This window comes from Arthrobacter sp. Soil736, assembly GCF_001428005.1.
GTDB lineage: Bacteria > Actinomycetota > Actinomycetes > Actinomycetales > Micrococcaceae > Arthrobacter.
The window spans coordinates 31,070-43,444 of record NZ_LMSB01000009.1; the positions used below are offsets into that span (position 1 = coordinate 31,070).

A 12,375-nucleotide genomic window follows, 5' to 3' on the forward strand; every position below is an offset into this window, starting at 1 on the left:
GTGGGCCTAGCGGGTCCCGGCCGGGGCAAGCGGCCGGGAAGCACGCGCCGTGGTGGCCTCGGGCGTTTCCGGCCGAGGCAGCCGGAGCCTCTTGAGCAGGAGGGCGTTGACGGCGACCAAGAAGCTGGAACCGGACATCGACAGGGCCGCAATCTCCGGGCTGAGGACGATCCCGGCGAACGCGAACACCCCCGCTGCGATGGGCAGCGCTATCGCGTTGTACCCCACGGCCCAGCCCAGGTTCTGGCGCATCTTCCGCAAGGTGCCCTTGCCGATCCGCAGGGCGATGGGCACATCCAACGGGTCCGAGCGCATCAGGACGACGTCGGCCGTTTCGATGGCCACGTCGGTGCCGGCGCCGATCGCGATGCCGAGGTCGGCCTGGGCCAGGGCCGGGGCGTCGTTCACGCCGTCGCCGACCATGGCGACCCTCCCGCGCTGCTGCAGCTCGGCGATCTTCGATGACTTGTCTCCGGGGAGCACCTCGGCGATGACGGTGTCGATGCCCAGCTGGCCGGCGATCCTTTGGGCGGTGGCTTCGTTGTCCCCGGTGAGCATGACGACTTCGATCCCGGCCTCGTGCAAGGCAGCTATTGCGGCGGCCCCGGTTTCCCTCGCGGCATCCGCCATAGCGATCACCGCCGCGGCCCGGCCGTCCACCGAGACGAGCACCGCGGTCCGTCCGGTGGCTGCGAGTTCATCGCGCACCGCGGCCAGCGGGCCCAGGTCGATGCCTTCGTTGGCCATGAGTTTGCGATTGCCCACCAGCACCCGGTGTCCGTCAACGGTAGCGCCGGCACCGTGACCGGGAACGTTCAGGAAATCCGACGCAACCAGAGCAGGTGCACCGTGTTCCCGGGCGTGCCGGACCACGGCCGCAGCGAGCGGGTGTTCGGATTCCTGCTCCACCGCCGCGACCAGCGCCAGCAGCTCGTTGTGGCCGATCCCTTCAACAACGACGTCGGTCACTTCCGGTTCGCCCTTGGTCAGGGTGCCGGTCTTATCCATCACGACGGTGTCGATCCGGGCAGAGACCTCCAGGGCAGTAGCGTTCTTGAACAGGACGCCCCGTTTGGCGCCGAGCCCGGTGCCCACCATGATCGCCGTCGGCGTGGCGAGCCCCAACGCGTCGGGGCAGGTGATCACGACAACGGTGATAGCGAACAGCAGGGCCGCCTGGACGCCGGCGCCGATGGCGAGCCACGCGGCGAACGTCACCGTTCCGCCGATCAGGGCGACGAGGACCAGCCAGAAAGCTGCCCTGTCGGCCAGCCGCTGGCCTGGCGCCTTGGAGTTCTGGGCTTCCTGGACAAGGGCCACGATCTGCGCCAGGGCGGTGTCGGCTCCGACCTTGGTGGCCCGGACCCGTATCGTGCCGGTGGTGTTGATGGACGCGCCGATCACTTCCGACCCGATGGCCTTGGTCACCGGAAGGCTCTCACCGGTGACCATGGACTCATCGACCTCCGACTGGCCATCCTCGACCTCCCCGTCAACGGGGATTTTCGACCCCGGCCGGATCAGCAGCAGATCCCCGGTCTGGACTTCAGAAGTGGGGATCTCGACCGTATCGCCGTCACGGATCACGACCGCGACCGGCGGAGCAAGCTCGAGCAGCGTGCGGATGGCCTCGTTCGCGCCTCCCCGCGCGCGCATCTCGAACCAGTGGCCCAGCAGCACGAAGGCCGCAAGGACGGTCGCGGCTTCATAGAACACCTCACCGCCGCCGGTGACGGTGACCCAGACACTGTAAAGCCACCCGGTGCCCACGGCGATCGCGACCAGGACCATCATGTCCAGCGTGCGGGCCTTCAGCGCCCGGTAGGCGCCATCGAAGAAGATCCAGGCCGAGTAGAAGATGACCGGCAGGGACAGGATCAAGGCCATGACATCGTCACGGAGCCCGAACGGCGTCGGGGCGGTGAAGCCGAACATATCCCGGCCCATCGGGGACCACAGCGTCACGCCGATGGACAGGACCGCGGCGACCAGGAACCGGTTGCGCATGTCCTTGACCATGTCATCCATCGACATGCCGGCGTGATGTCCGCCGTGGCCCATCACGTCCTGCGGGGTCCGGGGCATCTCACCGTGCTGGCCCGCGCCGTGGCCGGCATGGCTGTCCGCCGGCGGATGGCCGCCGCCGGTCTTCCGGGCGGTGTCATGCATCATCCCGGAGGTGCGCACTGTTTCTTCCATCGGGTAGCAGACGTGGTCGGGGACCGATTCGCCCCGGCAGTGGTATCCGCATTCCCGTATCCACCCGGAGATCTGCTCCACGGAGGTCACTGAGGGGTCAAAGCTCACCGTCGCGGTCTGGGCAACCGGGTTCGCGTCGACGGCGGCGACTCCGGGCCGCTGAAGCAGGACGTGTTCCACGACCGCCTTGGAGGTGGCCCAGTGCAGGCCGCGGACCTCCACGACGGTGCTTTTCAGAGGCGTGCTCACTGCTCCTCCTTCAGCGGCGCTGCCGGATCGGCCACACGGGCAGCAGGAATGCTGCAGGTCCTGGCCGGTGCGGGCCGGTGAGCGGATCCGGGTGCGGGCTTCGGGTAAGCAGTCATGGTGCGTCCTTTCGCCGAGGTGTACGGGGAGGACAGGGGGCTCGGTCCGCCCGTTGTCGGACCTTCACTGCGTAGGGGCTTGGCCCGGGATCGCTTTCCGGTTACACCGAAGATATACCGCTAGGTGTATCGGTCAAGGGTCTCCGGACGGACATGGCGGATACGCCGGCGGGTCACGCTCCGCGGCCTCGGCGGAGCGTCGTGAGGCGGGCGGTGTACTCGCTCTCGTCGATTTCACCGCGAGCAAACCGCTCCGCGAGCAGATTCTCCGCGACGCCCGGCCCGGTTCCGCCGCCCTCGTACCGGCGGCTGCCCGCTCCCATGGAGCGGGCGAAGAGGATGATGGCGGTGATGATGGCGCCCCAGAAAAGCACAAAGCTCACCCCCATCAGGATGTACCCCCAGACGCCCATATTCCCGTCCCAATACATCATCGCTGTTTCCTCCTTTTCCGCGGACGCACCAGTGCCCCTGCGGTTCACTATCGTCCCGCCCGGCCTGCGGCGTCAGAGTCTTTGGTCCCGCCGGCGGGACGGCGTCCGAACCGCGGGAAAGAAGCCCGGGACGCGCCGCCGGTAGGCGGCATAGGCTTCGCCGAACTCGGCGTCCATCAGGCGTTCCTCCATCCGGGCCAGGCGGAGGTACACGACCACGAGCACCGGGAACATCAGCAGGGTCAGCAGCGTGGGCCACTGCAGCAGGAACCCTGCCATGATCGTCAGGAAACCCACGTACTGCGGATGCCGCACCGTGCCGTAGGGACCCGTGGTCGCGAGCCGGTGGCCACGTTGGGCCGCGAAGAGGACCTGCCAGGACCGGTAGAGCAGGATGAACCCTGCCGCGATCAGCACGTTGCTGACCAGGTGCACCGGGCTCAGGTGCGGATCCCCTTGCCAGCCGGTCAGGTCCTGCCACAAATGACCCGAGTTGTGGTTCAGGAGGTTCAGGCCCGGTATCCGGTTCCCCAGCCATCCCGAGACCAGGTAGATTGTCAGCGGAAAGCCGTACATCTCGGTGAACAGCGCCACGATGAACGCGGAAAAACCGCCCAGCGCCCGCCAGTCCAGTTTCGTCCTGGGCCGGACGAAACTGAACGCGAAGATGATGAACACGGCCGAATTGACGATCACCAACCACCACAGGTCATATCCGTAGTCCGTGGACATGTCTAACTCCTTCCCGCCCCCGGGCCGGCTGGCGCCGCCGTGGCGGCCGTGCATGAACAGGTGCATGCCCATCATGAGCACCATGCCCAAGTACGGCAGGGCGTCCAGGACCGGATTCTTGGGTGTCCCGGACCTCTTGGGCGTTCAGTGGTCTGCGGTGTGGTCTACGGTGGGTACCGGGCCAGGGTTCACCTCACCTCCGGTGCCGCTGATTGCCGGGCCGATGACAAACGCGGACAGGGAGAACATGGCGGCGAAGACCAGCAGTCCCAGCGCCGGTGCGATCCAGGTGCTGAACCGCCGGTAGAGCCGGACCATCATGGGAGTGCACGCAAGCAACCCCAGCACGCCGAACAGTACAGTGCCGCCGGATCCGGCCACAAGTGCGGTCCCGGCGAGCAGCCCGATGTGGTGCAGGACGTGCGGCAGCAGCCCCATGATCAGGCCCACCGCGCCGACCACTGTGTGCCACAGCGCGTGGAGCCTGCCTCGGAAGGTCGGCCCTGCCGGAACCGTCACACCGTGCGGGCCGGCCGTTGGATGCAGGTGGGAGGAGTGGTCACGGGTCACGGTAGCTGCTTTCGCCGTATGGACGCTCCCTGCGGGTCAACGGATTCCTCATTCCTCGCCGCCGGTCCGGAACCGGGTTCGAACCACGGGCACAGGACAGAGCGGGTGATGAACCACCTGCGTCGACACGGGGGCCGAGCAGCATCCCGGTAAATCCGCCGAGACCGCCGGATACAACCAGCAGGCCAGCATTCTCTGCCGCCCGGAGGAGCACGGCGGCCGCGCTTCCCTGAATAACATCACCGGTCACCGTCACGCCCTCGCTGTCCACGCGGTCCAGAGCTTCGTTTTGGAAGCGGCAGGAAATCTGCGGGGAGACGTCCGGGTCCCGGACCAGGCCTTCCATCCCGACGGTTACGGGCGGGAACTCCCGCGCGGCCACGACCCTGACCCGGATGTTGCGCAGGCGCGCCTCCGTGACTGCCCATTCCAGAGCGACACGTGACGGGGCCGAACCGTCTCCACCGGCCACGTGCCTGAATACTCGATCGCCGCTCATGAGCGCCGCCCTCCGCCAGGTTGTTTACATGTGTTGCCCTTAGTGTCTTCCCCACGTGGTTTTGACCGCAAGGGCCGAAGATCCCGGCCTTTTCGAACCAAGATAAGGGTGATGGAGGTTGGCCTGACTGGTTCGTTTCATGGCTGCAGTTTTAGAGGCCGCTGAGTGCCTCCTCGCGTCTGAGGCCGAGGTCGATGTGGTCAGGACCCGGCAGTGCACAGGCTAAGCGGCGCGCTGGGTAGCGGGACGGGTGACGATCGTGGGGCAGGGAAGATGCAGGAGAATTTTTTCAGCAATGGCGCCGACAGGCTTTCGAAGCCCACCGCGTCCGCGGCAGCCGATGACCAGAAGCCGAGCGTGTGCAGCGGCACGGAGGAGCGCGTCGGCAGGAGAATCATTCATTTCGAGAGTTTCGTTTACAACGAGCCCCGGGTTCGAATCTCGGACCGCACCCGCGGCAGAAATCAGCATTTGACCGTCCTGCCCCGGCTCACGGCCACCGGGTGAGGACTCCCCCGCCGAGGGGGCATCCACGTTTGGTTTCACGTACACAACGGTCAATTCTTCACCCATCCGCAGCGCCTCCACACCCGCCAGATCCAACGCGATCGCGGAGTCCGCTGAACCGTCGACGCCGACCACGACCCCTGCACTGTCCCGGGGGCCGAGGCCAAGGCCAGGGATGATCGCCACGGGACTGCGGCTGAGGACGGCCACCTGAAAACTGACCGAGCCGAATCCTTCTCCGTGCCTATCCGGCGGCCGGTCCGACCCGACAACCACCGTCTCGGCGCCATCGGACAGCAGACGCAGTACCGACGGCGTTTCGCCGGTACGCCGCGTCACGACGATCTCCACCGAGGGAACGAGGGCCGAAACGCGGGCGGACTCTGCCTCCAGCAGCGCCTGGGCCTGCGTCATTGCGTCCCGATATTGCGAGGGCCGCCTGTACGCCCATGGACCGGGGACAACTCGTACAAGATTCAGTCGCAAACCCAGATCGTTCGCCCTCTGCGCAGCCCAATCCTCGGCCTTCCGGCCGGCAGCCGAGCCGTCAGCCCCTACAAGAACCTCCTGCATTCCCATTCCGCGCTCCCATCCTGTCGGCCTGCCTCGGGGTCTTAAATCCTTCCTCCTTGCTGTGGGAGAGCCAGTGCCGGAAGGCCCTGCCGGACTAACAGGGCCTGTTCTTCTTCCCAAGTTCCGCAGCGCATGCGCCCCAGCATCTGGGCCCAAATACCCTGTTAGCAGGGAGCAGGACACCTAATACTGTGAAATTGAGCGGCCCTTCCCCAAAGACACTGGCGATCCCGTGGTAGTGGTCAGGCTCGGCCATGTGTTCCGCGTGGAAGAGAAAAGGAGGCGGGTTGGATTACCCGTTGTCCAGGAGGGGGCAATCTCCGGTGTTCAAGAAATTGCCTGTGTCACCGACGGTTCGGACCCAAGCTGCCGGTCTGGCCAGGAGTGACAAGTAACGATTGCAGGGGGCGGAGAACAATGAATATGCAGAAGGACGACCGATCGGAAAGACGGGCTTTGGAAGCAGTCGAGCATCATCACGCCGATATGATCACCCGACTCAAGGCGCTCGTGGCGGCACTCATCCACGCCGTCGAAGCTCATGATCCCGCAGCGGAGGTCAACGCCCGCGAGGTGCTGGTCGAATGGTGCGAGACAGAGCTGATACCCCATGCGCTGGCAGAAGAGGGGCCGCTCTACAAGAGACCAGGCAAGACCGAACAGGGCAGGCTGCTGGTGGAGGGGATGCTGGCCGAGCATCGAGTGATCGTGGGACTCGTCGACGAGCTCAGGCGCGCTCAAGGGGTAAGTGCCGCGGTGGCCGCCGGAGCAGTTCAACACATCTTCGCACTTCACTTGGACAAAGAAAACCGGCTTTTGATGCCCTTCATCGCGCTGTCACCCGAGCTGTCACTGGCGGATGCTGTTGAAGGGCTCCATGAACTTGTAGGCGAAGCACACATCCACTCTGACTACAGGACCAAACCCGCCATCTGACTTCCGTCCCTGTCACCCGGCCCCGAGCCAGTATGTCCAAGGGCGGACCTGCAGGGTCCGTCCCTCCCCACCCCACTGCAGGAGAAACAGCAATGTCCCCTATATCGAAACGGCCGCCCTTCGACCCGTCACCGATGACATCAGTCTTCGATGCTCTCGAGCCCGATAAGAGGGAAGCGCAATGGCAACCATAACAATCGTCGGAAGCGGGCACATGGCCCGCGGGCTCGCTACCGCCATGCTCCGTGGAAACCAGCCGGTGCAGATACTGGGACGGGATGGGGCACGGACCCGCGACCTGGTCGAAAGCCTGGGGCCTGGAGCCACCGGCGGAATTACCGGCGCACCCGTCACCGGCGGCATCGTCATCCTGGCGATTCCCCACAGGGAAGTCCGGAACGCCATTTTGGAGGCCGGAGACTCCCTTGATGGAAAAGTCGTCGTGGACATCAGTAACCCCGTGGACGTCTCGACTTTCGACCGCCTGACGACGGAACCCGGCACCTCTGCCGCTGAAGAAACAGCTCACCTGCTCCACGGACGAGCAGACGTGGTCAAAGCCTTCAACACAACATTTCCCTCAACGCTGGAAGCAGGAACGGTCGCGGGCCAACACCTGGACGTATTCATCGCCGGCGATTCGGAAGAGGCCAAGGAGAAAGTCAGTGCAGCTGTAGCGCATGCAGGAATGCGGCCCATTGATGTCGGTCCCCTCCGGCGTGCCCGCGAGCTTGAGGCCTTCATGATCGTCATCATGGGTCTGCAGGTTAGCGCGGAGCACACGCACTTCAACTGGGACACCGCACTGCGAGTGTTTCCATGATCCGGAATGCCACCGCCACACGCCAAGGACTATCGGCCGCATCCCCATCTTGATTCAGTCACGGAACAGCTCTCACCCGAAAAGGACGGCCGCCCCCTGGTAGCGGTGTTCTGGCACGGTCTTCAGCTGGCCCAGCGCTGAATCGAAATCCACGGCGACCACCTCGGTGCCGCGAAGGGAGACCATGACACCCCACTCGCCGCGGGCCGCCTTATCGACGGCAGCCATTCCCATGCGCGTGGCCAGCACGCGGTCAAACGCTGTCGGCACACCGCCTCGCTGGATATGCCCCAGCACCGTGGCACGCGTTTCAATCCCTGTTAGTACCTCCAGCTCAGGTTCCAGCATGAGGCCGATGCCTCCGAGGCGCGGCCGGCCGAAGGTGTCCACAGGCACGAATGCCTCCGCGACAACGACCAAAGGTGCCCGACCTCGCCTGCGAGCCGACATTACCCACTGGGCAACTTGGTCCAAGGACACCCGGTGCTCCGGAATCAGGACCGCATGGGCTCCGGATGCCATCCCGGACTGCAGCGCAATCCAGCCGGCGTTGCGCCCCATAACCTCCGCGATCATGCAGCGGTGATGTGATTCGCCCGTCGTACGCAGCCTGTCGATCGCCTCCGTTGCGATCTGCACCGCCGTGTCAAAGCCAAAAGTGTAGTCGGTTGCGTTGAGATCATTGTCGATGGTCTTGGGAACTCCGACGACCTTTAGGCCGGCCTCGGTTAGGGCCCGTGCGGCGGCGAGAGTACCCTCACCGCCGATGGCAATGAGACCCTCTATTCCGAGTTGATCCAACGTCGCCTTGACTGCCCTTCGTCCGCCGTTTGCCAAAGGGTTTGTCCGGGATGTGCCAAGAATGGTCCCGCCCTGCTTCGAGATCCCGCGAACGCTCAACCGCGGCAGCGGCATGCTGTCAGCCTCCATGACCCCGCGCCAGCCATCCTTGAAGCCGACGAACTCCTGGCCATGGACCGTAATTCCTTTCAGCACGGCGCCGCGGATCACTGCGTTGAGCCCCGGGCAGCCACCACCGCTGGTTAGGATCCCGATCTTCGTCACGTCTGCACCGTTCCTGTCGTTTGGGGTGGCCGGTCCGCGGGAGGGAATAGCCATGCTTCGGGGCGCGAACCTGAGCGCCGTATCCGAACCGTTCCCACTCCATCCATTCCAGTGACTGCCCCCGCGCCGAACAGGGCCGAAAGGCTCTTCAAAGACCGGTGCCAGTGCAGGACACTGGCAAGAGGGTCGCCCGAGCGGTCCCAAGGCTCGCCAGGAGGAAGAAATGGCCCGACTCGATGGAAAGGTCGCCCTGGTCACGGGGGCAGCGCGAGGCATCGGAGCAGCAATCGGCAAACGGCTCAGCTCGGAGGGAGCCCGGGTTGTCCTGGGCGACATTCTCGACGAGGAAGGCCAAACCTTGGCTGCGCAGCTGGGCGAGGGCGTCCTGTACGTGCACCTCGACGTCACCGACCCCGCACAGTGGGGTCAAGCCGTCGACCGGACCACGGACGCTTTCGGGGGGCTGAGCGTTCTCGTCAACAACGCCGGCATCGTCAGCTTCGGCAGCGTCGAGAACTGCACGCATGAGGAGTGGGCCCGGATTCTGGATGTGAATCTCACCGGGGTGTTCAACGGGATCAAGGCTGCTGTGCCGGCGTTGAAGGCTTCCGGGGCTGCTTCGATCATCAATATCTCCTCGATCGCGGGTGTCCAGGGCTACGAGCAGCTATCCGCCTACACGGCGTCCAAGTTTGGTGTCACCGGTTTGACCAAGAGCGCGGCCCTGGACCTCGCCCGTTATGGCATACGCGTGAATTCGGTGCACCCGGGTGTCGTCCTCACACCCATGACAGAGGGTCTTGGCCTCAGCACTTCCCACATTGCTCTCAACCGAGTCGGGAAGCCTGAGGAAATCTCCGAGCTGGTGCTCTACCTGGCCGGTGACGAATCAGCCTTCGCCACCGGTTCATCCTTCGTTATTGACGGAGGAGAGACCGCTGGTCTGGCCCACAACGCCGCGCCCGGGGACTGAAGAGATGTTGTAGACCATGGGCAGGCGGGCCTGTACGTCAGGACTTTTTGCCCTGGTGAGCGATCCCTGTGGTGGGTAGGATCCCGAGCATGAGTACCTCAGAAGCTGGGCCGAAGACAGAAATTCTCAGTGTTCATGATTGCTGGAAGTACCTGCGGTCCGCTTCCGTGGGCCGCTTGGCAGTGATCAAGGGTGCCGTGCCAGAGATTTTCCCGGTGAACTACCTGCCGGAGGACGGAACGGTGATCTTCCGGACCGGCCCGGGTACCAAGCTGGACGCTGTCCTTCAAGGGGGAACCGTGGCACTGGAAGCGGACGGGCTGAACGACTACGGCACTATCGCCTGGAGCGTCGTTCTCAAGGGACAGCCCGAAACTGCAGCCGTGGAAGGGGACCGCCTGCAAGCGGCCGATCGTGACCTGGCCCCCTGGGAGGAAGGGGTCAAGGACCAGCTGATCCGAATCACGCCGACAGAACTCAGCGGACGCCGCTTCGTCATCAGTTCGCCCCAGCACTGGTGGCAGCCCCGCGACGCGGCTTCATCCATGGACTAGCTGAATCGGGTGTCAGGCCTGATGTCGGCGCCCTCCCTAAGAGAGTTCCCCGCCGGCAGAATGGTTGACGGAGCTCTGGCATGGATCAGTTTCTCCCCCGGCGGAACCGGCAACCGCTTAGGCAGGGTTGTCGGAGAGATTCGGTTTCGAGGTGTTCCGGGACCCGGGCGCTCCAGCCCAACCCTCTTTTGATGCGTAGTCGCAGAGCGTCCGAAGCGTCGGGATCTCCGTGGGTGATGTAAGTCATGCCCGGGATCTGAGGGGCAGCGCGCATCCAGTCGATGATTTCATGAAAATCGGGGCTGAGAATTCGTCCACCGGCACAACCTCGGCCCCTATGGGTATGGGACATCTTCGCCGTAGATCCGCAGATACTTAACGCCTTCGGCAAGGGCGGCACCATGGGGTTCCCGCCGCCTGATAGCCGCAGTATCACGACGTTCTTGGGATCGGGGCCGTATGCCTGCAGGTGGTGCAGGACACGGCCGCCTGTCAGCATGCCGTTTCGCCGAGATAATGATCATTGGTCCACCCCGGAGGTTGAGCAGCTTTGAATCATCGACGCTCCGCGTCAGGGTGGCTACACCATATATTTCCTTATACTCCTGCGGCTCCAAGCGATGCTCGTCCGGGTGTCGCTGGTACATGACTGATGCGTCGATGGCCATGGGGCTGTTGAGATAAATGGGATGTCCCGAATCGCCTTCCAGCGCCGGAGCCGGCAAAGATGGAGCATCAGTGTTTCGGCCCGTCCCACGGCGAAGGCGGCGATGAGGATCTCGCCTCCTCGCTTCGCTGTACGAGTGACGATCTCACCGAGCTCTGTCTCCGGGTTCGTCGTCGGGTGGGTCCGGTTGCCATACGTTGACTCGGTCACCAGAACGTCCACGGCGCCACGATGACGGGGCGGATACATGAGCGGATCGTTCGGCCTGCCCAGGTCGCCGGTGAACTGCACCCGCGTGCCTTGGACCGTCAGCAGGATCTGCGAAGCTCCCAGTATGTGTCCTGCCGGCAGGAAGGTGGCCTCGATTCCTCCCCCAAGACCGAGGGAAGTGTCGAAGTCCTGCTCCCGGAAGCTGTTCAACGACCTGACGGCGTCGGCGGCTCAATATACCGGTACGGGCGGGTGATGCACGGAGTAACCGCGGAGGTCTGCGTAGCGCGCCTCTTCTTCTTGAAGGTGGCCGCTGTCAGGCAGAAGCAGCGTGCTCAGTTCTACGGTGCCCGGGGTGGCGTAAACAGCACCGCTGAAGCCATTCCTGACCAGCGCCGGAATGTAACCGCTGTGGTCCAGGTGTGCATGGGTCAGCAGCACAGCGTCAATCGACCGGGGCGGGACGGGAAACGGTGAGCGATTCCGGTCACGGATGCGTTTGAAGCCTTGGAAGAGCCCGCAGTCGATCAGGATGCGTGTTCCCTGGGACTCAAACAAGGTTACGCGACCCGGTGACGGTGTCAGCCGCTCCGCAGAAGCATATTCCTGTCCTTCATTGCAACTGCTTTCAGAGAACAAGCGGAAACGGAACTGCCCAACGTGCCGAGCCCTCTTTGGCTGCCGCCCGGACGACGAGCACAGGGCAATGGGCGTGGGCGACGCAGGCTGAGCTGACCGACCCGAGCAGCAAACCGGCGAAGCCGCCGCGGCCTCTCCGTCCGACCACTAGCAGGTCGGCCTCGTTGCTGGCATCGACGAGCACAGACCGGGCGAATCCTTCGACAAGCCGCGTGTGCACATTCCGCGGCCGTTCGGCGCCAAAGGCCATGGTCACGGCCTCCTGAAGGAGTTCCTCGGCGCGCTCCTTGAACCCTCCGATGCCCACGGCCACATAGCTGTCATACATGTTCGGGTACTCCCAGCACGCCACGGCTTCAATCTCCGCTGCCAGCGGCTTCGCAAAACGCTGCGCCTGCCGTAAGGCTTCGACGGAGGCTTCCGAGCCGTCGACGCCCACCACAATCTTGAATGCATCGTCCACTCTCGCCATCGCGGGTCTCCCGTTCGTCATCGAGCCGTTGGCACCACTTTCTGCCGGACACGACGACAAAAGTATGGCCATAGGTCACAGGTCCTCACGGAGAGCCCAACGTTCCCGGGCCGTTGGACCCTTGTGACCCCACCCTGGTTCCTAAAGAATTAGTCAC

At 64.3% G+C, this 12,375-nt stretch carries 16 protein-coding genes; 4 read left to right on the plus strand and 12 right to left on the minus strand.

Annotation, left to right across the window (positions count from 1 at the left end; translation table 11 throughout):
- Nucleotides 1-6: 6 nt before the first annotated feature.
- The 6 genes from ASG92_RS07345 to ASG92_RS07370 form a co-directional block, all read right to left on the minus strand.
- Nucleotides 7-2,448 carry a heavy metal translocating P-type ATPase gene (locus ASG92_RS07345; protein WP_200951908.1) on the minus strand — a complete coding sequence of 814 codons (2,442 nt, stop codon included), beginning with the start codon at nt 2,446-2,448 and terminating at the stop codon, nt 7-9.
- Between the two features lie 289 nt (nt 2,449-2,737).
- Nucleotides 2,738-2,998, minus strand: a complete 261-nt coding sequence (locus ASG92_RS07350; RefSeq protein WP_200951909.1) for a hypothetical protein — start codon at nt 2,996-2,998, stop codon at nt 2,738-2,740.
- Between the two features lie 72 nt (nt 2,999-3,070).
- Nucleotides 3,071-3,730, minus strand: coding sequence for an isoprenylcysteine carboxylmethyltransferase family protein (locus ASG92_RS07355; RefSeq protein ID WP_056626535.1), 660 nt, complete (start codon nt 3,728-3,730; stop codon nt 3,071-3,073).
- Between the two features lie 144 nt (nt 3,731-3,874).
- The gene (locus tag ASG92_RS07360; RefSeq protein ID WP_056626447.1) at nt 3,875-4,300 is read right to left on the minus strand and encodes a hypothetical protein; all 426 of its coding nucleotides are present in this window, start codon (nt 4,298-4,300) and stop codon (nt 3,875-3,877) included.
- The gene (locus ASG92_RS07365) at nt 4,290-4,799 is read right to left on the minus strand and encodes a universal stress protein (protein WP_082579365.1); all 510 of its coding nucleotides are present in this window, start codon (nt 4,797-4,799) and stop codon (nt 4,290-4,292) included. The genes ASG92_RS07360 and ASG92_RS07365 overlap by 11 nt, the downstream gene beginning before the upstream one ends.
- Before the next feature lie 222 nt (nt 4,800-5,021).
- Nucleotides 5,022-5,885, minus strand: a complete 864-nt coding sequence (locus ASG92_RS07370; RefSeq protein ID WP_056626451.1) for a universal stress protein — start codon at nt 5,883-5,885, stop codon at nt 5,022-5,024.
- Nucleotides 5,886-6,302: 417 nt separating this feature from the next.
- Here ASG92_RS07370 and ASG92_RS07375 point away from each other — a divergent pair, with 417 nt between their 5' ends.
- Together ASG92_RS07375 and ASG92_RS07380 are read left to right on the plus strand one after the other, a co-directional pair.
- Nucleotides 6,303-6,815 carry a hemerythrin domain-containing protein gene (locus tag ASG92_RS07375; protein WP_240987038.1) on the plus strand — a complete coding sequence of 171 codons (513 nt, stop codon included), beginning with the start codon at nt 6,303-6,305 and terminating at the stop codon, nt 6,813-6,815.
- 181 nt (nt 6,816-6,996) lie between these two features.
- The gene (locus tag ASG92_RS07380) at nt 6,997-7,638 is read left to right on the plus strand and encodes an NAD(P)-binding domain-containing protein (RefSeq protein WP_056626455.1); all 642 of its coding nucleotides are present in this window, start codon (nt 6,997-6,999) and stop codon (nt 7,636-7,638) included.
- Nucleotides 7,639-7,710: 72 nt separating this feature from the next.
- On the opposite strand, the gene ASG92_RS07385 is transcribed toward ASG92_RS07380, so the two are convergent.
- Complete coding sequence (locus ASG92_RS07385) at nt 7,711-8,703, minus strand: ATP-dependent 6-phosphofructokinase (RefSeq protein WP_240987039.1); 993 nt, start codon at nt 8,701-8,703, stop codon at nt 7,711-7,713.
- A 223-nt stretch (nt 8,704-8,926) separates the two neighbouring features.
- Here ASG92_RS07385 and ASG92_RS07390 point away from each other — a divergent pair, with 223 nt between their 5' ends.
- Together ASG92_RS07390 and ASG92_RS07395 are read left to right on the plus strand one after the other, a co-directional pair.
- Nucleotides 8,927-9,676 carry a glucose 1-dehydrogenase gene (locus tag ASG92_RS07390; protein WP_056626459.1) on the plus strand — a complete coding sequence of 250 codons (750 nt, stop codon included), beginning with the start codon at nt 8,927-8,929 and terminating at the stop codon, nt 9,674-9,676.
- Nucleotides 9,677-9,765: 89 nt separating this feature from the next.
- On the plus strand, nt 9,766-10,230 hold the full coding sequence (locus tag ASG92_RS07395; RefSeq protein ID WP_056626461.1) for a pyridoxamine 5'-phosphate oxidase family protein: 465 nt from the start codon (nt 9,766-9,768) through the stop codon (nt 10,228-10,230).
- A gap of 85 nt (nt 10,231-10,315) precedes the next feature.
- Here the strand turns inward: ASG92_RS07395 and ASG92_RS30415 are convergent, their stop codons facing one another.
- Genes ASG92_RS30415 through ASG92_RS07405 form a run of 5 tightly spaced genes read right to left on the minus strand, consistent with a single transcriptional unit; the run spans nt 10,316 to nt 12,218 of the window.
- A complete protein-coding gene (locus tag ASG92_RS30415; RefSeq protein WP_346762980.1) occupies nt 10,316-10,633 on the minus strand; it encodes an MBL fold metallo-hydrolase RNA specificity domain-containing protein in 318 nt (105 codons plus the stop codon).
- Complete coding sequence (locus tag ASG92_RS30420) at nt 10,566-10,898, minus strand: hypothetical protein (RefSeq protein ID WP_346762981.1); 333 nt, start codon at nt 10,896-10,898, stop codon at nt 10,566-10,568. The genes ASG92_RS30415 and ASG92_RS30420 overlap by 68 nt, the downstream gene beginning before the upstream one ends.
- Nucleotides 10,811-11,317: an MBL fold metallo-hydrolase gene (locus ASG92_RS30425; protein ID WP_346762985.1), complete on the minus strand. Its 507-nt coding sequence runs from the start codon at nt 11,315-11,317 to the stop codon at nt 10,811-10,813. Before ASG92_RS30425 ends, ASG92_RS30420 begins: the two co-directional genes overlap by 88 nt.
- A gap of 21 nt (nt 11,318-11,338) precedes the next feature.
- On the minus strand, nt 11,339-11,746 hold the full coding sequence (locus ASG92_RS30430) for an MBL fold metallo-hydrolase (protein WP_346762982.1): 408 nt from the start codon (nt 11,744-11,746) through the stop codon (nt 11,339-11,341).
- Nucleotides 11,736-12,218: a universal stress protein gene (locus tag ASG92_RS07405; RefSeq protein WP_056626463.1), complete on the minus strand. Its 483-nt coding sequence runs from the start codon at nt 12,216-12,218 to the stop codon at nt 11,736-11,738. Before ASG92_RS07405 ends, ASG92_RS30430 begins: the two co-directional genes overlap by 11 nt.
- Nucleotides 12,219-12,375: the final 157 nt, after the last annotated feature.